Source organism: Nocardioides solisilvae (assembly GCF_003194625.1).
Lineage (GTDB): Bacteria > Actinomycetota > Actinomycetes > Propionibacteriales > Nocardioidaceae > Nocardioides > Nocardioides solisilvae.
The window spans coordinates 327,791-353,692 of the sequence record NZ_QHKX01000003.1 but is presented as its reverse complement, the minus strand read 5'-3'; the positions used below and the strand labels follow the sequence as shown (position 1 = coordinate 353,692).

Sequence of the window (25,902 nt, the reverse complement as noted above, 5' to 3'; positions counted from 1 at the left end):
GTGGACGGCCACGTCCTGGGCGTCATCGTGGCGTCCTAGCGCGCAGACGCCGACACCGGCTACGTCCTCAGCGGGAGCGAAGTCGCCCCGGCGCTGCGCGCACGACCGCTGACGAGGTCACCACATGCCAGCGATGACCACTGGCTCGGGGCACCCCACCGCTCCGAGGGGTCAGGCCTGCAACCCGACGCCGACCCGCCGCCGACCGACGCCTACCCTCCGCAGCACTGCCGCACACACAGGAGCCTCAGATGCCTGAACTCGAGCCGTCGAACCCCACCGACCTCGACCACGAAGTCGCCCCCGACGGGCCTGCAGACGGAGCTGAGCCAGAGGCGCCCGGCACGACGCCCACCAGAAACGCCCCTGATCTCGCGGACCTCGCCGACCTCGCCGACCTCGCTGACGCCAGCGACTCACACCCCGTTCCGAACGCAGGTCAAGGCTCGCGTCTCGAAGCCCAGGGCATCTCCGTGCGTCGGCGTCGAGCATGGCTGCTGCCGCCCACCACGTTGCACGTGCTCGCCGGTGAGGTGAGCCTCGCCGTGGGCGAACCAGACGACCGCCACACGTTCCTCGCCTTGGCGATGGCCGGCCGGCTCAGCGGACACGAAGGCAGGACACTCATCGACGGCGTGGCCGACACCCGCCGGCTACAGCGACTGGTGTCCCTGGTCGACGTCGTCGGAGTCACTGCTCCCGAGCCCGTACTCCCCGTGCGGGCCGTCGTCGGTGAAGAGCTCGCGATGAGCGGACGACGGGCCTGGTCGCGCAACGTCGCCGACTGGCTCGAGGCCACACAGCTTCGGGTCGACGGCGATGACCTCATCGGCGACCTGGAACCGGTCGCACGGGTCCGGCTCCTGACCGAGCTCGCCCTGTTGCGCGAACCAAGCTTCCTCGTCCTCGCCCTCCCCGAGCGGTTCGGCGCCCTGCCGGCAGGCTGGTGGCAGGTCGCTCAGGACGCCGCCCGTCGCGGACCGGGCGTGCTCGTCACCGCCAGCCCAACAGCCGCGGCCCACCTGCCCGGCGCGGCGAACCAATTCCCCATCGGCGCTCAAACCGCCCCAGCGGCTTCGGCCCCGACCGAGAAGGAGGCGTCGTCGTGACGTCGTTCCGCATGGCACTCAACGAGCTCCGCCGCATCCTCGCCGGTCGACTCCCCAAGGCTGCGGTCGTCGCGCTGGTCCTCGTCCCGACGATGTACGCCGGGCTCTACCTGTGGGCGAACTTCGACCCCTACGGGAACCTCAACCAGGTCCCAGCCGCGCTGGTCATCGACGATGAGCCGGCCACGCTGCCCGACGGCACGAACCTGGAGGCGGGCCGACAGGTCGGCGACGACCTCCTCGACCGCAACGACTTCGACTGGGACCAGGTGTCCATGTCGGAAGCCGAGACGGGTGTCGAGGACGGCACCTACGACTTCGCGCTGCACATCCCGGCCGGGTTCTCGGCCTCGTTGGCCAGCACCGCGGCGCTGGACCCCGAACGAGCCCGGTTGTCCCTGCTGACCAACGACGCGAACTCGTACCTGTCGACCACCATCGCCGGCACCGTCACCGACCGCGTGCGGGACGCGTTGGCCCGCCAGGTCGGCACCGAGGCCGCGACCGCGTTTCTCACCGGCTTCGGCGACATCCGCACCCAGCTGACTTCAGCCGCCGACGGCGCCGGCCAGCTCGCTGACGGGCTCAACGAGGCCAACACCGGCGCCACCAGGCTCGCCGACGGCGCCACCAAGCTCGACACCGGCGCCGGAGAACTCTCCGACGGGCTCGACCAGCTCGTGTCCGGGACCGCATCGCTCCCACAGCAGACCCGCAAGCTCGCCCAAGGGGCGCGGCAGGTCGCCGACGCCAACGAGCAGATCGCCGGCGTCGGTGACGAAGCCGCTAGGGCAGCCACCGCGATCGACCAAGCCCGCGCCCGACACCGCCGAGAGCTCGTGCAACGCATGCAGGCGGCAGGGCTCACCGCCTCCGAACGCCGAGCCGTCCTCGCCGTGTTCGACGACCTCGGCACCTCCATCACCGAAGGCACCCAGAAAGTCCGCGCCACCTCCGCCAAGCTCGACCAGCTCGCCAGTGGCGCCGACCAGGTCGCCGACGGCAACGAGGCCCTCGCCGCCAACGTGCCGACCCTCGTCGACGGCATCACTCAGGCCCACGGCGGCGCCACCCGCCTGCAGAGGGGCGCCGGGCAGCTCGCCGACGGCGCCACGCAGCTCCAGAAGGGCACGGCGAAGCTGGCCAAGGGCGCCAGGAAGCTCGAGCGCGGTCTCACCAAGGGCGTCGAACAGGTTCCTGACGTCGACGACACCACCCGGGACAAGCTCGCGCAGGTTCTCGGCGACCCGGTGAAGGTGTCCTCACGCTCCGATGCGACCGCAGGCACCTACGGCGCCGGCCTCGCCCCGTTCTTCCTCAGCCTCGCCGCGTGGATCGGCGGCTACGTGCTGTTCCTGCTCGTACGCCCTCTCTCGCCGCGCGCTCTGGCCAACGACCAGCACCCCGCCCGCATCGCGCTCGGCGGGTGGATGGCCCCCGCACTCCTCGGACTGGTCCAGATGGCCGTCATGTCGCTGGTCGTGTTCGGTGCGCTCGACATCCGGCCAGCGAACATGCCAGGCGCACTCGCGTTCCTGCTCCTCAGCTCGGCCGTGTTCGTGTCCATCGTGCACGCCCTGTCCGCGTGGTTCGGGAAGGCCGGCCAGTTCCTCGGCCTCGTACTCATGGTGCTCCAGCTCATCACGGCCGGCGGCACCTTCCCGTGGCAGACCCTGCCCGCGGCTCTGCATCCGGTCCACCACGCGCTGCCGATGACCTACGCCGTCGACGGCCTGCGACAGCTCATCTACGGCGGACTGCACACGCGTGTCTTGAGCGACGTCGCCGTCCTGCTCGCCTGGCTGCTCGGAGCCCTTCTGCTGACGAGTTTCGCGGCACGGCGTCAGCGCGTCTGGGCCCCCAAGGTCGTCAGTCCTGAGCTGCAGATGTAGGCGACCCAGGGCAAGGAGTAGAGACTGGGCGCCAGATGGCGGTTGAAAGCACCCGTCGGCACACCCTGTGTGTCAGACGCGTGTCGCGATGCGCGCTTTCACGGAGGTGAGGTCTTGCCCCCAAGCCCGGACGAGAACTCGTCTAGTGCGGAGACCTCGTCGCCGGTCAACCGGAGGGCCGCTCCGTCGAGGAGAGCGGGCAGCTGACCGACGTTGCGGGCGCTGGCGGTGGGCGCGGTGACCTGCGGCTTTGGTCAGCCGGGTGTTTGCGCAGGTGAGAGCGGGTGTGTGTCAGTGGCTTCCAAGATCACCCAGATCTACGAGGGCACCAACCAGGTCCAGCGCATCGTGATGGCACGGCAGCTCCTTGCAGGGATTCAGTCACAGCTCTGACCTGCGGGTTTGCGGTCCAAAGCGGCGATTCCTGTGGCCATGGTGCCAGACAGGCGCGACGTGACAATGGCCGAGTTCGGCATCTTCAAGCACCGAGACGCACCCGTCCGCACGGTCTGTGTGTCGCTTGTGTGACACGTCCGCGACCGTGATCCTGCTCGACGACGAGCACGAGCGCCGGCCGGCCGCCGTTCCGGCGGATCGGCATGTGAGGACGGCGACTGGGTACGGTGTTGCTGATGCGCGCGCACAAGACGATGTCCTTGGAGCGGCCCCATGGGTGGCTGGTTGCGTGCGTGATGGCCTCGCTCTTCGTCCTGATGGGGGCCTCCGGCGATGACGTGTTCGCGCGCCATGTCGGCATGTCGGCCTCCGGGTCCGCGACGTCCGGCACCGCCCCTGGGGCCGACAGCCTGACCGTGCCGACGGACCCCCGGCTGGCCGCTGGCGAGGTTCTGACCGTCCGGCCCGACCACAGCAGCGACGACGGCGGCACTGCCGCTCACACGCTTCACCTGCTCGGCGCCTGCTTGGCGATCTTGTGTGCCGCTGCGGTGCTTCTGCATCGCCGCGGATGGTGGCCTGGGTCAACACACGCGACTGCAGCACTGTCACCGCGGCTGACGTTTCCCGCCTCCTGGCTCGCGCGCGTGCTCAGGGGCCCTCCGCCCCGAGATCCGCCTCGCTTCTCTCCGGTGATCCGGACCTGAGGGCTGGTGCGTTCGCCTGCGCCACGGCTTGGCCGTGACGCCACTACGCACACCCGTACAGCAGGTCCACACCAACGAGAGACGGAGAGAAGACAATGTCCAGCACGATCACCGAGATGATGAAGACCTACCCCGCCGAGATCAACGCCGACCGCGAGCTCCTGGCACAGTGCGTGGCCGCATGCGTGGAGTGCGCCCAGACGTGCACCGCGTGCGCCGATGCGTGCCTCAGCGAGGAGATGGTCGCCGACCTGACCAAGTGCATCCGCACGAACGCCGACTGCGCCGACATCTGCGAGACCACCGGACGGGTGTTGTCACGCCACACCGGCTACGACGCGAACATCACCCGGGCCGTGCTCCAAGCGTGCACGCAGGCGTGCAAGTCCTGCGCCGAGGAGTGCGAGCAGCACGCCGAGATGCACGAGCACTGCCGCATCTGCGCCGAGGCCTGCCGCCGCTGCGAGGACGCCTGCAACCGCCTGCTGGCCGCCATCGGCTGAGAACCGACCGCACCGGCCGATGGCCGGGCCCCACGGGGTCCGGCCATCGGGCGCGCCGTTCACGCGCTGCGCGGCTCACAGACTGGAAGGACCGACGACCATGACTCAGCACCAGCAGGACGACCAGCACCACCACCAGCACGAGGACCACAACACGAGCGACAGCGGTGAGGACCACGGGGGACGGCACGAGGCGAAGATGTACCTCAGGTTCGGCCTGATGATCGCGACGTCCACTGTCGTGATGTTCGCACTCACGTACACGAACGCCTTCAGTGCCGACCATGTCCGCTTCAGCGAGGAGCGCCTCTACATGGCGCTGCTCATGGGCGCGGCGATGGCGCTCATCATGCTGGCCTTCATGTGGGGGATGATGTACCGCAACCGCACGGTGAACGTGGCCATCGTCGTGGGCGCGCTCCTTCTCGGCGGCACGGCGCTCTATCTGTCCCGCTCGCAGGCGCTCGTCGAGGACGAGAGCTACATGAAGGCGATGATCCCGCACCACTCGATCGCCATCCTGACCAGCGAGAGGGCGGGCATCGAGGACGTCCGGGTGCGCGAGCTGGCCGACGGCATCACCGCCGCGCAGCGCAAGGAGATCAAGGAGATGGACTGGCTGGTCCAGGACATCGAGGAGAACGGCCCGGCGACCACTCCGGAGGAGGCCGAGCAGCGACCGGTCCCGGACTTCGAGGGCTCGGCCATGGGGCAGCGGGACGCATGGCGCGCCGCGCAGACACTCCTGCGTGCGCTTCTCGCTCTCCCGTTGGTCGGCAACGTGGCCCGCTGATCTCTCTCGCGTCTGGAGACCTGACCGGGGTCCACAACTCTTCGGTCAGGCCTCCACCACCCGGCGCGGACGCATGTCTGTCACGAACGGACGAGCCTGGTGATGGCGCTCATCGCCTCATCCACCCCCGCCTGAGCGTCGTGGCCGTCGAGCCGACCGGGCCCAGCCTCGAACGGCTCGGACGCACCGTGTGGTTCTGCTCCGACGGGTGCCAACGCGAGTACGACGGCGACCCCGACCGCTTCGCCACACCTCACCCGCCCACCACCGAGTCGGGGGTTGCGAACATACCCCCAGGGGGTATTATCGAGTCATGAGCAGCCACCAGCACCACGTCACCGCTCAGAGCGGAGCGGTCAAGGACCCCGTGTGCGGCATGGACGTCGACCCCGCCACGACCGAGCACGTCGCCGAGCACGAAGGCGTCACCCACCACTTCTGCTCCGAGCGCTGCCGGTCCCGGTTCCTCGCGGACCCGGAGGCGTTCCTCCACGCGTCCAACAGCGCCCCCGGCAGCGCCCCCGGCAGCGCACCCAGCCAGCCGGTTCCGGCCGCATCCGGTGCCGAGGTGGTCGAGTACACGTGCCCGATGCACCCCGAGATCCGGCAGGACGGGCCGGGCACCTGCCCGATCTGCGGCATGGCCCTCGAACCCGTGATGGTCACCGCTGACGCGGGGCCCTCCGAGGAGCTGCGCGACATGACCCGTCGGTTCTGGATCGGCGTCGCCCTGTCCATCCCGGTCCTCATCCTCGGCATGGGCCGCGACCTCGTCCCGTGGCTGCACGACAACGTCTCCGCGACCGGGTCGACGTGGATCCAGCTCGCCCTCGCCACCCCGGTGGTGCTGTGGGCCGGCTGGCCGTTCTTCGTCCGCGGCTGGGCATCGGTGCGAACCCGGAACCTGAACATGTTCACCCTCATCGCGATGGGCACCGGCGTCGCCTGGCTGTTCAGCGTCGTCGCCACCGTCGCGCCCGGCATCTTCCCCGACGCCTTCCGCACCGACGGCGCCGTCGACGTGTACTTCGAGGCGGCCGCCGTCATCACGACCCTCGTCCTGCTCGGCCAGGTCCTCGAGCTCCGCGCCCGCGAGGCGACCTCGGGTGCCATCAAGGCGCTCCTCGACCTCTCCCCGAAGACCGCCCGCCGCATCCGCGACGACGGCACCGACGAAGAAGTCACCCTCGACCAGGTCCAGCTCGGCGACCTGCTGCGCGTGCGCCCCGGCGAGAAGGTCCCGGTCGACGGCCTCGTCGAGGACGGGAACTCCGCCGTCGACGAGTCGCTGGTCACCGGTGAGTCGATGCCGGTGACGAAGCACGCCGGCGACAACGCCATCGGCGGCACCCTCAACCAGACCGGCGCGCTGCTGGTGCGCGCCACCGCGGTAGGCCGCGACACGATGCTGGCCCGCATCGTGAACATGGTCGCCGAGGCGCAACGCTCCCGAGCCCCCATCCAGCGCACCGTCGACCGGGTCTCCGCGGTGTTCGTGCCCACCGTGATCGGCATCGCCGTGCTCGCGTTCGTCGTCTGGGCCCTCGTCGGACCCGACCCGCAGCTGGCGCACGCCCTCGTGGTCGCGGTGAGCGTCCTCATCATCGCTTGCCCGTGTGCTCTCGGCCTGGCCACACCCATGTCCATCATGGTCGGCGTCGGCCGCGGCGCCCAGATGGGTGTCCTCATCAAGAACGCCGAAGCGCTCGAGCGGATGGAGAAGGTCGACACCGTCGTCGTCGACAAGACCGGCACCCTCACTGAAGGCAAGCCCGCCGTCACCGCCATCCACCCCGCCACTGGCCACGACGCCCACGAGCTGCTCCGTCTCGCAGCCGCGGTTGAGAACGCCTCCGAGCACCCCCTGGCCCGCGCCATCGTCGAGAAGGCCCAGGCCCAGTCGAGCGGCAGGCTGTCTGAGGTGGCTGACTTCGACGCGCCCGCCGGCAAGGGCGTCCTCGGCACCGTCGAAGGCCGCCGGGTGCTCATCGGCACGACCGGGTTCCTCACCAGCCAGGGCGTCGACCCGGCAGAGTTGGCTGGGCCGGCGGACGAGCTGCGCCGCAGCGGCGCCACGGCCGTCCTCGTCGCCATCGACGGGCAGCCGGCCGGCGTCATCGGCATCGCCGACCAGGTCAAGGACACCACCCCCGCCGCCCTGGCCGCGCTCCGCAAGGAGGGTATCGAGGTCATCATGCTCACCGGCGACAACCAGGTCACCGCGCAGGCCGTCGCCGCCGACCTCGGCATCGAACGCGTCGAGGCTGAGGTGCTGCCCGACCACAAGGCAGACGTCGTGAACCGCCTGGGCGCCGAAGGCCGCGTTGTCGCGTTCGCCGGCGACGGAGTGAACGACGCCCCCGCCCTCGCGGCCGCCGACGTGGGCCTGGCCATGGGGACCGGCACCGACGTCGCCATCGAGTCCGCCGGTGTCACCCTGCTCCGCGGCGACCTCAACGGCATCGCCCACGCCCGCCAGCTCTCCCACGCCGTCATGTCGAACGTACGCAGGGGCCTCTTTCTCGCCTTCGCGTACAACACCGCGGGCATCCCCATCGCGGCCGGCGTCCTCTACCCCGTGTTCGGGTGGCTGCTGTCCCCGGTCATCGCCGCGGCCGCCATGGCCCTGTCGTCGGTCAGCGTCATCATCAACGCCCTGCGACTGCGCACCCAGCGGCTCGGCTGACCGCGCCGTCCGTAGCATCGAACCCGATGAGCCCCGCGCCCAGGACCACCGCCGCCGGCACCCGCAGACCCCTGCGGGTGCCGGCGGCTGCGCGCGTCAGCGGCCCCACTGCGCTGGCAGCGCTCGTCGTGGCCCTCGTTGTCGGCATCCTCGGCATGCACGCCCTCACCAGCCACGGCACCACCGTCGCGCCAGTGGCTGCCACCGGCATGACGGCGCCTGCCCACGCCGCGGAGATGGTGGCCAGCACTTCCCACCACGCCCACGCCCACGCCGCGGAACCCGCCACAGGCACCACGGCCGTGCGCACCGAGGCTGACCGGGGCTCGGGTTCGGGACACGACATGGCGGGCATGGCCATGCTGTGCGTCGTCATGCTCGCCGGCGCGGCGCTCACCCTGCTCGTCCTGCTGGCCGTCGGCGTTCGGCGGCCGCTGCTGCCGGCCACGTTCGCACCCGCCGCCGTACGCGCCCGGGTCCAGCGGCGGGTCCGCGGCACCGGCCCACCGCCCGTGTGGCAGTTCTCCGTCATCAGGTGCTAACAGGCAGGTAGCCCGCCGACCCAGCACGGTCCCTGCTGCGCCTGCACCTTGTCGCGCGCCTGGATCAAGTGCTGCCCGAGCGGTGCGCACCCGACCTGCCTGACCCTGATGACCTCGAACAGGAGAACCACCTCATGCGCTACCCCCGACCCGCCGCGCTCGTACGCCGGCCCACCCTGCTGCTCGGCAGCCTGACCCTCGGCCTGGCACTCACGCTCACCGCGTGCGGCAACGACGAGGCGCCCGGCAACACGTCCGCGCAGGTGTCCGAGACCGACCACAACGACGCCGACGTCGCCTTCGCGACCGACATGATCCAGCACCACGCCCAGGCCCTCTCGATGGTGGACCTGACCGTCGACCGCACCCTCGACCCCGAGGTGCAGCAGCTCGCCGACGACATCCGCGAGGCCCAGGGCCCCGAGATCGAGACCATGAGCGACTGGCTCCAGGACTGGGACGAGGAGATCCCCGCGACGATGCGCGACCACTCCAACGCCGGGCACGACATGGGTGGGATGGGTGACTCCATGGACGGCCTGGCCTCCGACATGCCCGGCATGATGTCGGGCGAGGACTTCGACGAGCTCGAGAACGCCTCCGACGCCGAGTTCCAGAACATGTGGCTCGAGATGATGGTTGAGCACCACGAGGGCGCCGTCGAGATGGCCCAGGAGCAGCAGGAGAACGGCCAGTACAAGCCGGCCGTCGACCTCGCCGGTGATGTGGTGGACACGCAGACGGCCGAGATCGAGAAGATGAACTCGCTGCTCGGCTCCTGAGGCACCAAGCATCCGCGCTCGTCCGCGGCGGGGCGGTCACCCCATGTCGGGTGACCGCCCTGCACCACCGGGTTGTCCCCGAACCGCGTAGACCACCCACCCACCCAGACCCACTCACCCCCACCCGGAGTGTCATGTTCCACCGCCCGCAACGCCGCATGACCGCAACCGTTCTCACCGTCGGAGCCGCCGCTCTCGTCCTGACCGGCTGCGGCACCGGCGACAGCCCGACCCCGCCGGGGGCGCCGAACGCTGCCGAGGACACGGCGCTGGGCCACGTGCACGGCCTCGGCGTCGACCCAGGCGACGGCACCTTGTACGTGGCCTCCCACTTCGGCGTCTTCCGCGTCGGCCAGGACGGGACGCCCGAACGGGTCGCCGACCGATGGCAGGACACCATGGGCTTCGCCGTGGTGGGCCCAGGTCACTTCCTCGGGTCCGGCCATCCCGACCTGCGCGAACGACTCCCGGCCAGCTTGGGACTGATCGAGTCCACCGACGGCGCCGAGACGTGGGAGACAGTGTCGCTGCTCGGCGACGCCGACCTGCACGCCATCGAACCGGCGGGCGACCGCATCTACGCCTACGACTCCGTGAGCGGGTCGCTCCTCACAACCACCGACCGCAAGAACTGGACCACCCTCAGCACGCAGCCGCTCTACGATCTCGCCGCTGATCCCGCCGACCCGGACACCGTCTACGCCACCACCGACCGCGGCGCCCTTGTCCGCTCCACCGACGGGCAGGAGCCCCGCCCAGTAGCCGGGGCGCCAACGCTCACGGCCATCGACTGGCAGCCCGACGGACCGCTGGTAGGCATCGGCGCCGACGGCACGGTCATGACCAGCTCCGACGCCGTCCAGTGGCAGAAGGCAGGCCAGCTCGACGGGCCCGCCGAAGCACTTGACGCCGTAGCGGGCAGGTGGCACGCAGCCACCGAGAAGGGCGTGTACGAGTCCACCGATGACGGCCAAACCTGGCAGCCGCTGATCACCCACAGCCCCTGACTGCTCGCACGTAGGAGCCACAGCACGCCGCCCACATTGATCAAACGAGATGCACTCATCTCGGCCAGGCGCGCCCGCATCGAGGAGGGTCCGGCTGATTCAGTCGAGGTCCCGGCCTGATCGACCCCAGGCTTCAGCGTCACGTCGAAGTGTCCAGCAGGGTTCGGCGATGAGAGGAGGCGTGTCCTTGGGAGCACGCTTCACACCGGCCTGCGAGCGCAGGCTGCCGGGTCGGTCGTCGCGCTACCAGTCGAGTTCTTGGCAGCCGCGGTCGACGGCGGCTTCGACCTGCAGGGTGGCGTGCTCGATGCCGTGGCCGGCGCGCAGCACCCGCCGTGCTTCGGTCAGCACGGAGGCGGCGGTGGTCGTGTCACGGGCGACGAGGTGCGCGGTGGCCACGTGCATGCCGGAGGTGAGGGTCCACACGTGCAGGTCGTGAACGTCGTCGACACCGTCGATGGCCTCGAGATCGGCGGTGACGTCGTCCATCTCCATGCCAGCGGGCACGTGCTGGCCGAGGACGGCGAGGACTTCGCGACCGAGCATGACCGCACGGACGGCAACGAACGTGCCAATGGCGAGTGCCACCAGCGTGTCCCAGTTTGAGTTGCCGGTGGCGGCGACGAGGAGCCCGGCGGCGATGACGCCGACGGACCCGGCGGTGTCGGCGACGACCTCGAGGTAGGCGCCCCTGACGTTGAGGCTCTCCGATGCGCCGCCGCGCAGCAGGACCATCGCGATGACGTTGACGGCCAGGCCGAGCGCACCGACGACGAGCATCGGGCCGGTCTCGACCGTCACGTCGTCGCCGACGCGACCGACGGCTTCGACAACGACGTACACGGCGACGCCGAGCATGAGGAGGACGGCCAGGCCGGAGGCGAAGACCTCGGCGCGGTACGAGCCGTAGGTGCGACGTCCCGTGGTGTCGCGGCGGGTGGCGATGCGGGTGGCGACGAGCGCGGCACCCAGGGCGACGACGTCGGCGGCCATGTGGCCGGCATCGGAGAGCAGCGCCAGCGACCCGGACAGCAGGCCGTAGGTGAGCTCGACGACGAAGAAGACGGCGATGAGGCCGAAGGAGACCGCGAGACGCCACCGGTGCCGCCCGCAGGCGTGACCGGCCGGGGGGCCGTGGCTGTGTCCGGCGCCCATCAGAGGACTTCCTGGGTCGGCTGGGGACTGCGGGTGGCGGGTTCGGCCGGGACTCGTCCGAGCCCGGGGACGAACCGGCCCACCGTGGCCGCGTAGGCGGCGTACGCCGGACCGTGGGTGCGCAGCAGGTACGGCTCTTCAACGACGCGCACCTGCAGCTGCAGTGCGGCGAGCAGCAGGACGAACCCGAGGAGCGCCACCAGGTTGGGCACCATGAGCGCGAGGCCTAGGCCGGTGGTGGCCATGGCGGTGAAGATGGGGTCGCGCACGAGGGCGAACGGGCCGGCGGTGACGAGGTCGGTGCGTTCGGTCTCGTCGACGCCGATGCGCCAGCTGGTGCCCATCGCGAGTTGTGTGAGGAACGTGGCGAGCACGCCGGCGACCCCCACCGCGAAGCCGAGCAGCTGGACAGGCGCTGCGTCGAGGGCTGCGACCGGCTCGAGTCCGAGCAGGGCGGTCACTGGGCCCAGCACGCCGGCCACCAGCGCGACGGTGAACAGGACGCCAGCCCACCACTCGGGGGAACCGAACCGGCCGGAGATGCCTCGCCGGCCGGTGTCGCCGGTGCGGCGCCACTGAACCCAGGTGCGTAGTCCGAAACCGACGCCGAGGTAGACCGCGTAGATGGCCAGAGCTGCCACGTCGACCGCGTCGTTGCCGAGTTCAGTCATCGTCCTCATCCTGTTCGTCGTCGTCGTCCTCGACGAGCTCGCCTTCCCACGCTTCGCGGCCTTCGTGGACGGCGAAAGCGGCGATGACGAACCCGGCGACGGGGTCCAGCCACGCGGCGCCGGTGAGGGCGTACAGGCCGAGACCGACCAGCGTGGAGATGCTGAGCAGGACGCAGATGCGGGTCTCGGCGGCGTCGGCCAGGATGAGCGGGTCTCCGCCGAGCTGTTCTCCGACGCGGCGTTTGGCACGTGCGAGCAGCGGCATCACGAACACCGACGCGGCGAGCAGCACGATGCCGACCATCGAGTTCTCCGGCGGCTCGTCTTCGAGCAGGGACCGGATGCCCTCGAAGACGACGTATGCGGCCAGCACGAAGAACGTGACGGCGACGGCCTTCAGGGTCCGTCGCTCCTTGGCCTCGTCGGCCTCGCCGTGCCGAAGCCGGGCTGCGAGCCGGAGCCCGACCAGGACGGAGGCGGCGGACTCGATGCCGGAGTCCAGACCGAACCCGACCAGGGAGACGAGTCCGGCCATCAGGCCGGCGGTGATGGCGACCGCTCCCTCGACGATGTTGTAGGCGACGGTGAACTGAGCCAGCCGCAGCCCGCGGCGCGTGAGCCGTTCGGTCTCGGCGTCGGTCAGCGAAGGAGAGCCGGGAAGGTTGTGCGTGGGTCGAGACATCAGGGTCGCCTGCCGATCTCGAACACCTCGGAACCCGGGGCGGTGGGCTCGTCGTTCTGGTCGGCGGGTGTGCAGCACCCGTCGGTGCACGTGCCGCCGCTGCAGCAACCGTCATCCGGGTCCTCGGCGCCTGCGCCGAGACCGACGGGTCCGCAGCCACAGTTCTCCCCGCGCCACGCCTCGCGGCCCTCCTTGACGGCGACGGCGGCGATGATGAGGCCGGCGATGGGGTCGGCCCACGACCAGCCTAGGGTCGCGTTGAGGAGGAGCCCGACGAGCAGAACCGCGGACAGGTACGTGCACAGCAGCGTCTGCGTGGAGTCGGCGACCACCGCGTTCGAGCCGAGGGCTTTGCCGGTGCGCCGCTGGGCCCAGGACAGGAACGGCATGATGACCAGCGACGCCGCGGCCAGCGCGATGCCGACCGTCGAGGTGTCCGGGTCGTGGTCGCCGAGCAGGGCGCGAACCGACTCGAAGGTGACGTAGGCGGCGAGCGCGAAGAACGACGGCGCCATCAAGCGCAGCGCCTGCTGTTCGCGGGACTCGGGGAGCCGGTGGCGGAACTGCCACAAGATGATGAGCCCGGACGAGACCTCGACGACTGAGTCGAGTCCGAACCCGACGAGTGCGACTGACCCCGCGATGATGCCGGCGGTGATGGCGATGACCGCCTCGATCAGGTTGTAGGCCACGGACGCGCCGGCGAGGAGCTGGGCGCGACGACCGAGACGCGCCTTGTCGTCGGCGGTGAGTGCGGCGGGGGTGTGCACGTGGGCGGTCATCAGGCGTCCTTGCGGGTGGCGGTGCCGAAGTTCGGGCACAGCGTCACAGCGTCGCCAGTCAGGCCGAGAAGCCGTTCCGCGGCGGTGAGCAGCTCGAGGACGGCCTCGGGGTGGGTCAGGGAGAACAGCGACGCGCGGCCCTGGGGACGGGAGTCGACGAGGCCGCAGTCCTTGAGGCAGGCAAGGTGCTTGGACACGGTCGACTGCGCGAGCCCGAGGTGCGCCATCAGGTCGACGACGCGGTGCTCGCCGAGGGCGAGGTGGCGAAGGATGATGAGCCGGTTCGGGTCGCTCAAGCCGTGGAACAGGCAGCCAGCCGCTTCCAGGCCCGCGCGCTCGAGCGAGTCGGGAGGCGCGGGAGCGGTAGCAGCATCGGTCGTTGGCATCATAGTCCGGCGATGTTAGCACTCTCGACGCGTCCCTGCGGTGGCGGTGTCCGACGAGCAAGCCCCGGAGCTGTCCCGGAGGCGTCGGCCGCGACCGACAGGCGGTACGGAGCCGGCAAGGCTGCGTCCGCACCTCTCCGCGGTCCGCGCGCCCGGAACGAGTGACAGACGCCCCCACTCCCGCAGGACCTCTGCCTCGTCCGCCGACCAGCGGAGACGGGCACGATGAAAGGTGGAGGTGGTGAGCATGTCTGACTCGCCCCAACCCCGACGTCACATGCGCCGAGGCGGCTGGATAGCCCTGATCGTCGTCGTCGTGCTGTTGAGTCTCATGGGTGGCTCCTACGCCCTCGGCCGGAGCAGCTCTGACCCCGCGGCCACCACCGTGTCGGCTCAGCCAGCAGCCGGGACGTCGAGCCCAAGGATGATGACGTGGGCGCAGCGCCATACCGATGAGGTGTCCTGGATGCGCACCCACCGGGCCGAGGTGCGGTGGATGCGAACCCACGGCGACGACGTGCGGTGGATGCGGGTCGTGATGGCTCGCAAGCTCCTGGGCTGATGCGGCGACGAAGGGGTCACTCGGAGAGGTTCGGACACCCCGTCCACCCCTCCGAGTGACCACTTCCCGCTTCCGGGGGCGTGTGTCAGTCGACGACCGAGCGGACGATCTCGGCGATCCGCTCCTCCGTGGCGGCGTCCACCTCCTTGAAGTACCACGCCGCCGGCATGAGCGTCCCGTCCGCACCTCCGGCCGCGCGGAAGGGCGCCTTCTCGGTGAGGGCCAGGTTGAGCCGCTCGTCGTGACGCAGCGTGACCAGCGCGGGAGTGCTCGCCGACCGCGCGTAGGCGGGCATCCCGTACCAGATGCGCGGCTTGAGGTCGGGGGCCGCCGCCATGACGACGTCGTGCACGCGCCGCATCAGGGAACGGACCGGCTCGTCCATCTCCGCGATCTTGGCGGTGACCTGCTCGAGGTTCTTCTCGTCCTTGGCCGACATGTCGTGTCCTCTCGTCTGCCGGTGCCGGGCACCGGTCGAATGAAGTCGACGCACGGGTGCGTCGCACCCCATCCGGACATGTCCCGAGCGGCTCCGGCTCTCTGCCCGGCGCTCGGTGCTCTCCGCGATGATTCACGTGGCCCTGCCACGTGGAGGCGCGGTCGGTGGCTCACCGACCGCCGTCAGGCTAGCGGATCCACCGGAGGCCGGGGAGCGGGCCTTCGGTCGTCGCTGACCGGGTCAGGGCCGGCTCCGTAGGGTCGTGGTCATGCACACACGCACTCTCGGATCGTGGCAGGTCGGCGCCGTCGGCCTCGGCCTCATGACCTTCACCCAGAGCGGGGAGCAGCCGCGCGAGCAGCTGCTCGACACGCTGCGGACCGCGCTCGACCACGGCGTTACCCTGCTCGACACCGCCGACGCCTACGGGCCGGAGGAGGCCGGCGCGCAGGCGCAGGGCGTCAACGAGACGCTGGTCGCCAGCCTGCTCGACGAGCTCGGCGTCCGGGACGAGGTGGTGCTGGCGACCAAGGGCGGCCATGTGCGCACCGACGGGGCCGGGTGGGGGACCGACAGCAGCCCCGAGCACCTGCGCTCCGCCGTCGACGCGAGCCTGCGCCGCCTCGGCGTCGAGCAGATCGCCCTGTGGCAGCACCACCGGCCCGACCCGCAGGTTCCCTACGCCGACGTGATCGGGACGCTCGCCGAGATCGCCGCCAGCGGCAAGGTGGCGGCGATCGGGCTCTCGAACGCCGACCCGCAGCAGATCCGCGACGCGCACGCGGTGCTCGGCGACTCGCTGGTCAGCGTGCAGAACCAGTTCAGCCCCGCCTTCCGCTCCAGCCGGCCCGAGATCGACGTCTGCGCCGAGCTCGGTCTCGCCTTCCTGCCGTGGAGCCCGCTGGGTGGCCTGGGCGACGCCAAGGAGCTCGCCGCGCATCACCCTGCCTTCGCCGAGGTGGCCCAGCGGCGCGGCGTCTCCGCGCAGCAGGTGGCCCTGGCCTGGGAGCTGGCCCAGTCGCCGTGCGTCGTCCCGATCCCCGGGGCCAAGCGGCCCGAGTCGATCGCGGACTCCGCGGCCGCGGCCGACCTCGTGCTCGAGCCCGACGAGCTTGCCGCGCTGGACGCCGACTGACCCGCCCAGTCCGCGCTGCCCGCGCTGGCCCGCGTTGACCCACAGGGGCTGACACGCACACCGGGGTCTGGAACGGCTGACCTGCGCGCAGGAACCCGCGTGACAGCGCGAGGTCAAGAGCACCAAGCCCGGCATGGAGGCCACGGGTGAACTGATTCAGTCGCTCGCAGGGACGACGGAGAGTTGAGTAAGGCCGAGGGCCGGGGCGCTTCAGGCGAGAGTATTCGGCTCCGTCTTCAGGGGCTCCCCGGTCCCCTTCAGGCCTTGGCGATCGGTTCCTTGGCGTCGATGAGGTCCGATGATGGGACGTTTACTACTCGGGACGTCTCGGAGCTTCTGCTGCAACTCCGGCTGCCGCCGATCGCGAACGTGAGCGCGACGCTCAGCCGTCTGGGAGCCCAGAAACTGCTGATGCGCCCCGACAAAGACGTCTGGTCGCTAACGCCCGCTGGCGAGGCACGTCTTACCGAGAAGGCCGGTCACGTGCCGGCCCACGCCCTGGCGCTCGACCTCGGTCAGGCTCCCGGCTCCGAGTTCGGCGAGCAGCACCACCCGCTGATCCCGCCCTTTCTCGGCCCGATGGGCGCGGCTCCTAGACTCCAGCGGATCTTGGACACCGCTCCTTTCGAGCAGAACGTCATGCTGATCACCCGGTTCCCGAAGGGTCCGGAGGACCATTTCGCGCTGCTGATCCCAAAGTTGCGGGAAGCGACGGCTGCTCACGGTTTGGCGCTCCAGGTCGCGAGCGACGGGATGGCCGAGGACACATTGTGGGCGAACGTGGTCACCTACATGTGGGCCAGCAAGTACGCGATCGTCCTCATGGACAGCGCGGACGGCGTGCTCAACTCGAACGTGCTGATCGAGATCGGCGGCATGTTGATGACGGGGCGCAGGTGCGCGATCCTCCGAGACAAGAGCGTCCCCGCCATGCCGTCAGACCTCGTTGGACACATCTATAAGCCGACCGATCTGGCCGACCACGACGCCAGCGTGGCCGAGATTCACAAGTGGATCCGTGACGACCTCGGCTTGTCGGCGTGCCCAATGTGTCCGACCGGCGCTTCGTAGCCCTCACGCCTGCTCCGGACGGCCAAGCCCCCGAGTTCGAAGGCATACTCTGACTCGGGACTTGGTGCAGTCGCGTCTAAGTGGGCGGAATGCCTCCGCCCGGAACGTTCAAAGTGCGAGGTTCCGGACCTCGGCCCAGCGCGCGAGGACACGCTGGGCTGGAGTGTCAGGCAGCGCCGAGCGCCCCCAGCGCGATCCCGGCGAGAGCGCAGACCCCGAGCGTGCGCAGCACCGACCAGCGCCACCGCAGGACCAGCAGACACCCGAGTGCCGTGAGGGCGACGGCCGGCCAGCGCAGCGATCCCCACACGGGCAGCTCGAGCCGCAGCGGTCCGGCGGTGAGCAGGGTGGTCGCGTCGAAGAGCGTGTGCAGCGCGAAGAAGAGCGCGAGGCTGGCGATCACGCCGACCACGGCCGCGGTGATCCCGCCCAGCGCGCTGGCCAGTGCGCGGTTGCCGCGCAGCCGCTCGACGTAGGGCGCCCCGAGCAGGATGAAGAGGAAGCACGGCACGAAGGTGACCCACGTGGTGAGCAGCGCGGCCAGGGCCGCGGCGAGCCACGGGTCGAGGTCGCCGGGGGAGCGGTAGGCCCCGACGAAGGCCACGAACTGCACCACCATGATGAGCGGCCCCGGGGTCGACTCGGCCAGCGCGAGGCCGCGGACCATCTCGCCGGGCGCCAGCCACCCGTAGACCTCGACGGCCTGCTGGGCGACGTACGCCAGCACCGCGTAGGCCCCGCCGAAGGTCACGAGCGCGGCCCCGGAGAAGAAGAGGCCCTGGTCGACCAGCACGCTCGAGCGGCCCAGCAGCACGCCGGCCGCGACCACGGGAGCCCACCAGACGGTCAGTCCCACGGCCAGCACCAGCGCGCTGCGACGCCCCGACGGCCGCTCGGTGTGCAGCGCGTCGTCGCTGACGAGTGGCGCCGGTCCGTCGGCGTGCGGGGTGGGGCGCGGCCGGTGGAGGCCCGGCAGCGCCCGCCCCAGCGCCCAGCCCGCAAGCGCCGCCGCCGCGACCACGGCGGGGAAGGGGACGGCGAAGAGGGTGAGGGCGACGAAGGAGGCGAGCGCCACCCCGGCCATCGCGGGGTGGGTCAGCCCGGTCCGCGCGACCCGCACCACCGCCTGCAGCACGATCGCGACCACCGCGGGCGCCAGCCCCAGGAAGAGCCACTCGACGAACGGCGTCTCGCCGTAGGCGACGTAGACGCCCGACAGCACCAGCAGCGCCACCACCCCGGGCAGCACGAAGAGGGTGCCCGCGACCAGCGCCCCCTTGACGCCGTTGAGCAGCCACCCGACGTAGGTGGCGAGCTGCTGGGCCTCGGGGCCGGGCAGCAGCGTGCAGTAGGAGAGCGCGAAGAGGAACCGCTGCTGGCCGATCCAGCGCCGCTCCTCCACGAGCATCCGCTGCATCACCGCGATCTGCCCGGCGGGGCCGCCGAAGGTCTGCAGGGAGATCGCGAACCAGGTCCGGGTGGCCTCCCGCAGGGGGATCACGTCGTGGGAGTGCTGCTCCTGCTCCTGCGGCATGGCCACAGGATGACGGGTCGGCTCAGCCGGCCGCCGCCCGGTCCACCAGCGGCGCCAGGTCGAGCCCGAAGGGCAGGGTGCCGAAGGCGCCGCCCCAGTCCCGGTCGAGGCGCGAGGCGCAGAAGACGTCGCCCACCGCGGAGGGTGCGTGGCGCAGCAGCAGCGAGCCCTGGAAGACCAGCGCGAGCTGCTCGACCACGCGGCGGGCGCGCACCTCGAGGTCGTCGGGCGAGGAGAGCTCCTTCTTGAGGCGGGCGACGGCGTCGTCGAAGCGGGAGTCGACACCGGAGGCCTGCTCGACCTCGGCGAAGTAGGCCTCGACGGTGTGCGGCTCGCGGGCCATCGCGCGCAGCGCGTCGAGGGCGGCGACGTTGCCCGACCCCTCCCAGATCGAGAGCAGGGGCGCCTCGCGGTAGAGCCGCGCCATGTCGAAGTCCTCGATGTAGCCGTTGCCGCCGAGGCACTCCAGCGCCTCGCCGACGGCGGACGGCGCCCGCTTGCAGACCAGGTACTTCGTCACGGCCAGCGCCAGCCGGCGCAGGGCCGCCTCGCCCTCGTCGCCGCGCACGGCGCGGTCGGTGGCGCCGGCCAGCCGCAGCATCGCGGTGGTCGCCGCCTCGGACTCCAGCGAGAGGTCGGCCAGCACGTTGCGCATCAGCGGCTGGTCGACCAGCGAGCGCCCGAAGGCCGAGCGGTGCCGGGCGTGGTGGGAGGCGCGGACCAGGGCGTTGCGCATCGCCATCGAGGAGCCGATCACGCAGTCCAGCCGGGTCATGTTGACCATTTCGACGATGGTCCGCACCCCGCGGCCCTCCTCGCCGACCAGCCAGCCGACGGAGCCGTCGTACTCGATCTCCGAGGAGGCGTTGGAGCGGTTGCCGAGCTTGTCCTTCAGGCGCATCAGCCGCAGCGGGTTGCGCTCGCCGCCGGGCAGGACGCGGGGGACCAGGAAGCACGAGAGGCCGCCCGGCGCCTGGGCGAGGGTGAGGAAGAAGTCGGACATGGGGGCGCTCGTGAACCACTTGTGTCCGACGAGACGGTGGGTGCCGTCGGTCTGCGGCGTCGCGGTGGTGGTGTTGGCCCGGACGTCGGAGCCGCCCTGCTTCTCGGTCATCGACATGCCGGCGACCAGCCCGCGCTTCGTCGCGGGGTCGCGCAGCCCGGGGTCGTAGGCGCGGTTGGTGAGCAGGGGCTCGAACCGGGCCGCCAGGTCGGGGTTCTCGCGCAGTGCCGGCACCACGGCGTAGGTCATCGAGATCGGGCAGCCGTGGCCGGCGTCGACGTTCCACACCATGAACTTCGCGGCCCGGGCGACGTGCGCGCCGGGGCGGTCGTCGGCCCAGGGGGCGGCGTGCAGGCCGTGCTCGACGGCGGTGCGCATCAGCTCGTGGTAGGCGGGGTCGTAGACGACCTCGTCGACGCGGTGGCCGTAGCGGTCGTGGGTGTGCAGCACGGGGGAGTGGCGCTCGGCGAGGCGGCCGAGCTCCTGCGCCTCGGGAGTGCCGGCAAGCCGGCCCAGCGCCGAGACCTCCTCCAGCGCCCAGCCCGCGCCCTCGCGCTCGAGGCCCTCGCGCAGCGCCGGGTCGGCGCTGGTGTCGTGCCCCTCCAGCGGCGGGACCTGGTTGGTCACCTCGTGGGTGGCGGTCATGGCGGGCTCCCTCCGACGTGGCGCCGCGAGACGCCTTACGAATCTGCCGACAAGTGTAGGCTCACTTGTCATGCCTGCCCAGCGTTCCCGGTCTGCCGAGGTGCACCGGCCGCTCTCCGCGCGCTCGGCCCTCCTCAGCCTGCTGCTCGGCGCCCCGGCCGAGGGGCTGGGGGCGGCGCAGCTGGTCCGCTGCGCCGCGCACGTCGGGATCAGCGAGGCCACCGCCCGCGTGGCGCTGAGCCGGGCGGTCGCCGCCGGCGAGCTGCGGCGCGAGGGAGCGGCGTACCGGCTCGGCGAGCGGATGCTCGCGCGCTGGGAGCGGCAGGGGGAGCGCGACCGCGTGGTCGCCTGGGACGGCGGCTGGGAGATGGTCGTCGTGGTCGCGACCGGGCGTGCGCCCGCTGACCGGGCCGCGACCCGCGCCCGGCTGGCCGCCGCGCGCCTCGCCGAGCTCCGCGAGGGGGTCTGGCTGCGCCCCGCCAACCTGGCCCGGCCGCTCCCGCCGGACGACGACCTGCAGCGGTTCGACGCTGGCCCCGTCGACGACCCGGCCGCCCTCGCCGCCCGGTTGTGGGACCTCCCCGCGTGGGCCGCGGAGGTGGCGCAGACGCTGGCGACCCTGGAGCACACCCCCGACCCCGCGCGCCGGCTCGCCGTCGCGGCCCACCTGGTCCGGCTGCTCGCCGACGACCCGCTGCTGCCGGCCGCGCTGCTGCCGGCGGGCTGGCCCGCCGAGGAGGCGCGCAGGAGGTACGCCGCCTACCAGGTCGAGCTGCTGGCGCAGTCGGGGTGACCGGCGCCGAACTGGGTACGACGCGGATCGACCGCCCCGCCCCCCGAGAGGAAGAACCGTGGCCTCCACCGCCCCCGACGTCGTCGACCTGCTGCTCGAGCAGCACCAGCAGATCCGTGACCTCTTCGCCACCGTCCGCGCCAGCGAGGGCCAGGCGAAGCAGCAGGCCTTCGAGGACCTGCGCCGGCTCCTCGCCGTCCACGAGACCGCCGAGGAGCTCGTCACCCACCCGCGCGCCCGGCTCGCCGACGGCGGCAACGACGTCGTCGACGCCCGCCTGGCGGAGGAGACGGCGTCCAAGAAGTTGCTCGCCCAGCTCGACGGCATGAAGGTCGACGCCCCCGGCTTCGACGGGGTCTTCGCCGCCCTCGAGACCGCCGTGCTCGAGCACGCCGCGGCCGAGGAGCGCGAGGAGTTCCCGCTGCTGCGCGACGAGGTCGACCAGGCCCAGCGCGAGAAGATGGCCAGCGCCGTCAAGGTCGCCGCCGCCCTCGCCCCGACCCACCCGCACCCCTCGGTCGGCTCCTCGATGACGACCAACCTCATGGCCGGCCCGCTCGCGTCGCTGGTCGACCGCACCCGCGACGCCGTCAACCAGGTGCTCGGCCGCCCCTCGTGACCTGACCCGAGCTCGTCAGGCGGGGCCGGGGAGTCGCCAGCGTCACTCCCCGTCCCGCCCCGGCCGACCCGTCCCCGGGGCTAGGCTGCGTGGCGTGCAGGCTGCCGCGCTCGTGCCAGCCCCGGGCGGTCTCGTGCTCTGGGGCCGGGCCTCCGTGCTCGGCGTCGCGGCGCTGGGGTCCGGCGTCCTGTCGCACGTGGCGGGTGGTGGGCGGCTCCCGTCGGCAGTGGTGCTGGCGCTGCTGCTGGTCGGCTCCGTGCTGGCCGCCTCCCGACTCGTGCGGGTCCGGCGGACGCCGGCCGGGCTCGTGCTGCTGGTGCTGGCCGGGCAGACGGCCGGACACGCGCTGCTCTCCGGCCTCGCGGGGCACCGCGGCGACGCCGCGTCGGCCAGCGCCGCCGTCCCCGTGACGGTGCCGGTCGCCCCGGCCCCGGCCGAGCGGACCGGCAACCTCCTCGACCTGTACGCCGCCACCTACGCGCCGCCGCCGGGCGCGGGCGAGGCCTCCGCCCTGCCCCTCGGCTGGCTGCGTCACCAGGTCGACCACCTCGTCGCGCAGGGGCCGGGCATGGTGCTCGCGCACCTGGCCGGGGCCGTCGCGCTCGGACTCTTCCTCGCCGTCGGCGAGGGTGCCCTGTGGCGGCTGCTCCTGCTGGGCGCCGCGCGCGCCCGCGTCGCGCTCGCCGCGTGGCGCCTCGTGCTCGTCGCCGACGGCGTGCGCCGTGGCGTCGGCCGCACCGGCGCCCGGCTCCGGCCGCGCGCACCCCAGGTCCGCGACTCCCAGGTGCTGGCCCGGGGCGGTCCGCGCCGCCGCGGACCCCCGCTGCTCCTCGCCGCCTGACCACGGGACCCTCCCGCGGTCGGGCACGCCCACGCCCGGCCGCGCTCGCGCCCGGGCTCGACCCACCGCGAGGAGAACGCCCGTGAACCTGTCCCTGCCCACCCCCGCCCGCCCTGCCAGCCCCGGCCGCCCCGGCCGCCGCCGGTCGGCGAGCGCCGGCCGCGCGGGTCGCCGTACCGGCGCCGCCGCGCTCGCGCTCGTGCTGGCCGCCGCCCTCGCCGCCTGCGGCGAGGAGGTCGCGCCGATCGAGCCGACCATCGACCCCGCGGGCGCCCCGGCCGCCGCGGACTCGCTGGAGGTGCACGACCCCTGGGTCCGCGCCACCGTCGGCGCCGACGACACCACCATGACGGCGGCGTTCATGGTCCTCGACAACACCGGCGACGCGGAGGTCACCGTCACGGGCGCCCGGGCGGAGGTCGCGGGCCGCACCGAGCTCCACGAGATGGCCGCCGTCGACGGCCAGATGGTGATGCGCCAGATCCGCGGCGGCCTGGTGCTCGCCCCCGGACGTGGGCAGATGCTCCAGCCCGGCGGCAGCCACGTGATGCTGATGGAGCTCACCGAGGAGCTGCGTCCCGGCGACGAGCTCGACCTCGTGCTCGAGCTCTCCGACGGTTCCGACGTCGAGGTGAGCGCGCCGGTCAAGGAGTTCACCGAGGAGGCCGGGCACTACCACGGCGACGACGGGCACGGCGACGACGGGCACGGCGACGACGGGCACGGCGACGACGAGGGCCACGACCACGGCAGCCACGACCACGGCGACGACGGCGAGGGGGACGAGCACCCGTGAGCCCCTCGGTCGGACGCCGCCGGCTGCTGGGCTACGTCGGCACCGCCGTCGCGGGGGCCGCCGCGGGCGCCTCGGCGGGGGTGGTCGGCGCGCAGGCGCTCGACGACGACGGCCGGGCCCGGCCGGGCGCCCCGGCGCCGGGCGCGGACGCGCTGCCCCGGGTGGTCCCGGCGCACGGGCCGCACCAGCCCGGCGTCGCCGCCCACCTCTCGGGGGTGACCGAGCTGGTCGCCCTCGACCTGCTGCCCGAGGTGCGGCGTGCGCGGGACCGCGACGCGCTGGCCCGCCTGCTGCGGGTCTGGACGGGGGACGTCGAGTCCCTCACCGCCGGGCGGGGCGCCCCCGGCGACACCGCGCCCTGGCTCGCGGCCGTGGCCGACCTGACGGTGACGGTCGGCCTCGGGCCGGGGGTGCTGGGCGAGGAGTGGGGGATCCCCGCGCCGGTCGGCTTCGCGAAGGTGCCGCCGATGCGGCACGACCGGCTCCGGGAGGAGTGGAGCGGCGGGGACCTGCTGCTCCTGGTCAACGGTGCCGACGCGACGACGGTGGGCCACGCCGTACGCCGGATGGTCGCCGACGCGCGCCCCTTCGCCGCCCTGCGGTGGCGGCAGCAGGGCGCCTGGCGCGGCCGGGACCAGCAGGGGCGACCGGTCACCGGGCGCAACCTCTTCGGGCAGGTCGACGGCTCGGCCAACCCGCGACCGGGGACGGACCTCTTCGACTCCACCGTCTGGATCCGCGACGGGGCCTGGGCCGGCGGGACGACCCTGGTGCTGCGGCGGATCCGGATGGACCTGCCGACCTGGGACGAGCTCACCCGCGCCGAGCAGGAGGCGTCCGTGGGACGCCGGCTCGACGACGGGGCGCCGCTGACCGGCGGGCACGAGCGCAGCGACCTCGACCTGGCCGCCCGCGCCGACGGGCGCTGGGTGGTCGCGAAGGACGCGCACGCCCGGCGTACCCACCCCTCCAGCCACGGGGGCCGGCGGATCTTCCGCAAGGGAGCGAACTACGAGGTGGTCACGCCCGCCGGCAGCGAGACGGGGCTGCTCTTCCAGAGCTTCCAGCGGGACCTCACAGACCAGTTCGTGCCGATCCAGCAGGCGATGGACGTCTCCGACGCCCTCAACGAGTGGACCACCGCGGTCGGCTCGGCGGAGTTCGCCGTCCTGCCCGGCTTCGCAGAGGGGCAGTGGCTGGGGCACCAGCTGCTGGGGTGAGCCCGCATCCCCGCCGGTCTTGACCGAGCCCGGCAGCATGGGGGCGTGACCGCCACGCTGCCGCCCACGGGTCCGGGCTCCACCCGATCGGTCCGGCTGCCGCTCGGCGTCCGTCTGGTCGGCGCGGTGATGCGACGCGGCAAGGCGTTCTCGGTCGCTCACATGGACGAGGCTCGGCTGGCCCGGCTGCAGCAGACCGCCCTGCCCGAGCGCGGCCCCGTCGGCCTGGTGCTCGGGCGCCTGCCGCGCAGCGTGCAGGTCGAGACCGCCTCGCTGCCCGGGCCGCAGGGCGACCTGCCGTTGCGGATCTACCGGCCGCGCGGGGTGAGCGGCACGCTGCCGGTGGTGGTCGCCTTCCACGGCGGCGGCTTCTCCCTCGGCAGCGCCCGGCAGGGGGACTGGCTGCACGGCCAGGTCTGCGCCGGCGTCGGCGCGGTGGTGGTGGCGGTCGACTACCGGCTCGCCCCGACCCACCGCTTCCCGGCGGCGGTCGAGGACTGCTGGGCCGCGCTGGAGTGGACCCACGAGCAGGCCGTCGAGCTCGGCGCCGACCCCGACCGGCTCGCGGTGATGGGGGACAGTGCGGGCGGCAACCTGGCCGCGGTGACCTCACTGATCGCCCGCGACCGCGGCGGCCCTCCGGTCCGGCACCAGGCGCTGGTCTACCCCGCCACCGACCTCACCGAGGCGCTCAAGGAGGACCGTTCCTACCGGGAGAACACCCTCGCGGTGGTGCTCAGCAACGAGGACCTCGAGGTCTTCCACGGCCACTACGTCGACGACGGCGCCGACCCCCGAGACTGGCGGCTCTCGCCGATCCTGGCTCCCGATCACTCCGGCCTGCCGCCCGCGCTGGTCGTCCTGGCCGGCCGGGACCCGCTGCGCGACAGCGGGCTGCGGTACGCCGAGAAGCTGGCCGCCGCGGGCGTCCCCGTGCGGGTCGAGGAGTTCCACCGGATGCCGCACGGGTTCCTCGGGATCCCCTACCTCGCGCGAGACGCGCGGGCTGCCGCTGCTGCTGTCGTCGCCGCGCAGCGGGAGGCGCTGGACCGCTGACCCTGGGTCTCGCAGAGGCCCGGTGGACTTTTTTCGAACATCTGTCCACAGTGTGAGCCGGGGACCCCTTCGGGAGGACGTGTTGTCGGTGGGCG

General features: G+C 72.2%; 25 protein-coding genes. 17 read left to right on the top strand and 8 right to left on the bottom strand.

Going from position 1 to position 25,902, the window contains the following annotated elements; all coding sequences use genetic code 11:
- Positions 1-251 precede the first annotated feature (251 nt).
- From DNK53_RS13010 to DNK53_RS12970, 9 genes are all read left to right on the top strand, one after another.
- A complete protein-coding gene (locus tag DNK53_RS13010) occupies positions 252-1,109 on the top strand; it encodes a hypothetical protein (protein ID WP_110182759.1) in 858 nt (285 codons plus the stop codon).
- Entirely contained in the window at positions 1,106-3,001 is a 1,896-nt protein-coding gene (locus DNK53_RS13005; RefSeq protein WP_110182758.1) for a YhgE/Pip domain-containing protein, read from the top strand. Before DNK53_RS13010 ends, DNK53_RS13005 begins: the two co-directional genes overlap by 4 nt.
- Positions 3,002-3,633: 632 nt before the next feature.
- Positions 3,634-4,104, top strand: a complete 471-nt coding sequence (locus DNK53_RS13000) for a hypothetical protein (protein WP_162599929.1) — start codon at positions 3,634-3,636, stop codon at positions 4,102-4,104.
- A 95-nt stretch (positions 4,105-4,199) separates the two neighbouring features.
- A complete protein-coding gene (locus tag DNK53_RS12995; RefSeq protein ID WP_056863916.1) occupies positions 4,200-4,607 on the top strand; it encodes a four-helix bundle copper-binding protein in 408 nt (135 codons plus the stop codon).
- Positions 4,608-4,707: 100 nt separating this feature from the next.
- On the top strand, positions 4,708-5,400 hold the full coding sequence (locus tag DNK53_RS12990; protein WP_239456522.1) for a DUF305 domain-containing protein: 693 nt from the start codon (positions 4,708-4,710) through the stop codon (positions 5,398-5,400).
- A gap of 313 nt (positions 5,401-5,713) precedes the next feature.
- The gene (locus DNK53_RS12985; protein ID WP_110182756.1) at positions 5,714-8,086 is read left to right on the top strand and encodes a heavy metal translocating P-type ATPase; all 2,373 of its coding nucleotides are present in this window, start codon (positions 5,714-5,716) and stop codon (positions 8,084-8,086) included.
- A 26-nt stretch (positions 8,087-8,112) separates the two neighbouring features.
- Positions 8,113-8,628, top strand: a complete 516-nt coding sequence (locus tag DNK53_RS12980) for a hypothetical protein (RefSeq protein ID WP_162599928.1) — start codon at positions 8,113-8,115, stop codon at positions 8,626-8,628.
- A 134-nt stretch (positions 8,629-8,762) separates the two neighbouring features.
- Positions 8,763-9,410, top strand: coding sequence for a DUF305 domain-containing protein (locus tag DNK53_RS12975; protein ID WP_056863919.1), 648 nt, complete (start codon positions 8,763-8,765; stop codon positions 9,408-9,410).
- A 134-nt stretch (positions 9,411-9,544) separates the two neighbouring features.
- Positions 9,545-10,417, top strand: coding sequence for a F510_1955 family glycosylhydrolase (locus tag DNK53_RS12970; protein WP_239456521.1), 873 nt, complete (start codon positions 9,545-9,547; stop codon positions 10,415-10,417).
- A gap of 243 nt (positions 10,418-10,660) precedes the next feature.
- Here DNK53_RS12970 and DNK53_RS12965 read toward each other — a convergent pair whose 3' ends face one another.
- From DNK53_RS12965 to DNK53_RS12935, 6 genes are all read right to left on the bottom strand, one after another.
- Entirely contained in the window at positions 10,661-11,572 is a 912-nt protein-coding gene (locus DNK53_RS12965) for a cation diffusion facilitator family transporter (protein WP_110182754.1), read from the bottom strand.
- The gene (locus DNK53_RS12960) at positions 11,572-12,243 is read right to left on the bottom strand and encodes a methyltransferase family protein (RefSeq protein WP_110182753.1); all 672 of its coding nucleotides are present in this window, start codon (positions 12,241-12,243) and stop codon (positions 11,572-11,574) included. Before DNK53_RS12960 ends, DNK53_RS12965 begins: the two co-directional genes overlap by 1 nt.
- The gene (locus tag DNK53_RS12955) at positions 12,236-12,925 is read right to left on the bottom strand and encodes a cation diffusion facilitator family transporter (RefSeq protein ID WP_110182752.1); all 690 of its coding nucleotides are present in this window, start codon (positions 12,923-12,925) and stop codon (positions 12,236-12,238) included. Before DNK53_RS12955 ends, DNK53_RS12960 begins: the two co-directional genes overlap by 8 nt.
- Positions 12,925-13,707 (bottom strand): cation diffusion facilitator family transporter, encoded by a 783-nt coding sequence (locus tag DNK53_RS12950; protein WP_110182751.1) that lies wholly within the window; start codon positions 13,705-13,707, stop codon positions 12,925-12,927. Before DNK53_RS12950 ends, DNK53_RS12955 begins: the two co-directional genes overlap by 1 nt.
- Positions 13,707-14,093 carry an ArsR/SmtB family transcription factor gene (locus DNK53_RS12945; protein ID WP_110183143.1) on the bottom strand — a complete coding sequence of 129 codons (387 nt, stop codon included), beginning with the start codon at positions 14,091-14,093 and terminating at the stop codon, positions 13,707-13,709. Before DNK53_RS12945 ends, DNK53_RS12950 begins: the two co-directional genes overlap by 1 nt.
- A gap of 647 nt (positions 14,094-14,740) precedes the next feature.
- Positions 14,741-15,094, bottom strand: a complete 354-nt coding sequence (locus DNK53_RS12935; RefSeq protein WP_110182749.1) for a DUF1801 domain-containing protein — start codon at positions 15,092-15,094, stop codon at positions 14,741-14,743.
- 268 nt (positions 15,095-15,362) lie between these two features.
- Between DNK53_RS12935 and DNK53_RS12930 the strand changes: the two genes are divergently transcribed.
- Both DNK53_RS12930 and DNK53_RS12925 read left to right on the top strand, forming a co-directional pair.
- Complete coding sequence (locus DNK53_RS12930) at positions 15,363-16,229, top strand: aldo/keto reductase (RefSeq protein ID WP_110182748.1); 867 nt, start codon at positions 15,363-15,365, stop codon at positions 16,227-16,229.
- A gap of 369 nt (positions 16,230-16,598) precedes the next feature.
- Complete coding sequence (locus tag DNK53_RS12925; protein ID WP_162599927.1) at positions 16,599-17,300, top strand: hypothetical protein; 702 nt, start codon at positions 16,599-16,601, stop codon at positions 17,298-17,300.
- Between the two features lie 166 nt (positions 17,301-17,466).
- Here the strand turns inward: DNK53_RS12925 and chrA are convergent, their stop codons facing one another.
- Complete coding sequence (gene chrA, locus DNK53_RS12920) at positions 17,467-18,834, bottom strand: chromate efflux transporter (RefSeq protein WP_110183142.1); 1,368 nt, start codon at positions 18,832-18,834, stop codon at positions 17,467-17,469.
- Positions 18,835-18,856: 22 nt separating this feature from the next.
- Positions 18,857-20,482: an acyl-CoA dehydrogenase family protein gene (locus tag DNK53_RS12915; protein ID WP_110182746.1), complete on the bottom strand. Its 1,626-nt coding sequence runs from the start codon at positions 20,480-20,482 to the stop codon at positions 18,857-18,859.
- 70 nt (positions 20,483-20,552) lie between these two features.
- Between DNK53_RS12915 and DNK53_RS12910 the strand changes: the two genes are divergently transcribed.
- From DNK53_RS12910 to DNK53_RS12880, 6 genes are all read left to right on the top strand, one after another.
- Positions 20,553-21,275: a PaaX family transcriptional regulator C-terminal domain-containing protein gene (locus DNK53_RS12910; RefSeq protein ID WP_110182745.1), complete on the top strand. Its 723-nt coding sequence runs from the start codon at positions 20,553-20,555 to the stop codon at positions 21,273-21,275.
- Positions 21,276-21,333: 58 nt separating this feature from the next.
- Positions 21,334-21,894 carry a hemerythrin domain-containing protein gene (locus tag DNK53_RS12905; RefSeq protein ID WP_110182744.1) on the top strand — a complete coding sequence of 187 codons (561 nt, stop codon included), beginning with the start codon at positions 21,334-21,336 and terminating at the stop codon, positions 21,892-21,894.
- A 94-nt stretch (positions 21,895-21,988) separates the two neighbouring features.
- On the top strand, positions 21,989-22,735 hold the full coding sequence (locus tag DNK53_RS12900; protein WP_110182743.1) for a hypothetical protein: 747 nt from the start codon (positions 21,989-21,991) through the stop codon (positions 22,733-22,735).
- Between the two features lie 82 nt (positions 22,736-22,817).
- Positions 22,818-23,531 (top strand): copper chaperone PCu(A)C, encoded by a 714-nt coding sequence (locus DNK53_RS12895; RefSeq protein WP_239456520.1) that lies wholly within the window; start codon positions 22,818-22,820, stop codon positions 23,529-23,531.
- Positions 23,528-24,751, top strand: a complete 1,224-nt coding sequence (locus DNK53_RS12885; protein WP_110182742.1) for a Dyp-type peroxidase — start codon at positions 23,528-23,530, stop codon at positions 24,749-24,751. Before DNK53_RS12895 ends, DNK53_RS12885 begins: the two co-directional genes overlap by 4 nt.
- A gap of 45 nt (positions 24,752-24,796) precedes the next feature.
- Positions 24,797-25,807 (top strand): alpha/beta hydrolase, encoded by a 1,011-nt coding sequence (locus DNK53_RS12880; RefSeq protein WP_110182741.1) that lies wholly within the window; start codon positions 24,797-24,799, stop codon positions 25,805-25,807.
- The last annotated feature ends 95 nt before the right edge of the window (positions 25,808-25,902 follow it).

What these genes read in the sequence shown, in the direction of transcription:
- DNK53_RS13010 (WP_110182759.1), top strand. Translation starts at nt 252, where the DNA reads ATGCCTGAACTCGAGCCGTCGAACCCCACCGACCTCGACCACGAAGTC.
- DNK53_RS13000 (WP_162599929.1), top strand. Translation starts at nt 3,634, where the DNA reads ATGCGCGCGCACAAGACGATGTCCTTGGAGCGGCCCCATGGGTGGCTG.
- DNK53_RS12995 (WP_056863916.1), top strand. Translation starts at nt 4,200, where the DNA reads ATGTCCAGCACGATCACCGAGATGATGAAGACCTACCCCGCCGAGATC.
- DNK53_RS12990 (WP_239456522.1), top strand. Translation starts at nt 4,708, where the DNA reads ATGACTCAGCACCAGCAGGACGACCAGCACCACCACCAGCACGAGGAC.
- DNK53_RS12985 (WP_110182756.1), top strand. Translation starts at nt 5,714, where the DNA reads ATGAGCAGCCACCAGCACCACGTCACCGCTCAGAGCGGAGCGGTCAAG.
- DNK53_RS12980 (WP_162599928.1), top strand. Translation starts at nt 8,113, where the DNA reads ATGAGCCCCGCGCCCAGGACCACCGCCGCCGGCACCCGCAGACCCCTG.
- DNK53_RS12975 (WP_056863919.1), top strand. Translation starts at nt 8,763, where the DNA reads ATGCGCTACCCCCGACCCGCCGCGCTCGTACGCCGGCCCACCCTGCTG.
- DNK53_RS12970 (WP_239456521.1), top strand. Translation starts at nt 9,545, where the DNA reads ATGTTCCACCGCCCGCAACGCCGCATGACCGCAACCGTTCTCACCGTC.
- DNK53_RS12965 (WP_110182754.1), bottom strand. Translation starts at nt 11,572, where the DNA reads ATGGGCGCCGGACACAGCCACGGCCCCCCGGCCGGTCACGCCTGCGGG.
- DNK53_RS12960 (WP_110182753.1), bottom strand. Translation starts at nt 12,243, where the DNA reads ATGACTGAACTCGGCAACGACGCGGTCGACGTGGCAGCTCTGGCCATC.
- DNK53_RS12955 (WP_110182752.1), bottom strand. Translation starts at nt 12,925, where the DNA reads ATGTCTCGACCCACGCACAACCTTCCCGGCTCTCCTTCGCTGACCGAC.
- DNK53_RS12950 (WP_110182751.1), bottom strand. Translation starts at nt 13,707, where the DNA reads ATGACCGCCCACGTGCACACCCCCGCCGCACTCACCGCCGACGACAAG.
- DNK53_RS12945 (WP_110183143.1), bottom strand. Translation starts at nt 14,093, where the DNA reads ATGCCAACGACCGATGCTGCTACCGCTCCCGCGCCTCCCGACTCGCTC.
- DNK53_RS12935 (WP_110182749.1), bottom strand. Translation starts at nt 15,094, where the DNA reads ATGTCGGCCAAGGACGAGAAGAACCTCGAGCAGGTCACCGCCAAGATC.
- DNK53_RS12930 (WP_110182748.1), top strand. Translation starts at nt 15,363, where the DNA reads ATGCACACACGCACTCTCGGATCGTGGCAGGTCGGCGCCGTCGGCCTC.
- chrA (WP_110183142.1), bottom strand. Translation starts at nt 18,834, where the DNA reads ATGCCGCAGGAGCAGGAGCAGCACTCCCACGACGTGATCCCCCTGCGG.
- DNK53_RS12915 (WP_110182746.1), bottom strand. Translation starts at nt 20,482, where the DNA reads ATGACCGCCACCCACGAGGTGACCAACCAGGTCCCGCCGCTGGAGGGG.
- DNK53_RS12910 (WP_110182745.1), top strand. Translation starts at nt 20,553, where the DNA reads ATGCCTGCCCAGCGTTCCCGGTCTGCCGAGGTGCACCGGCCGCTCTCC.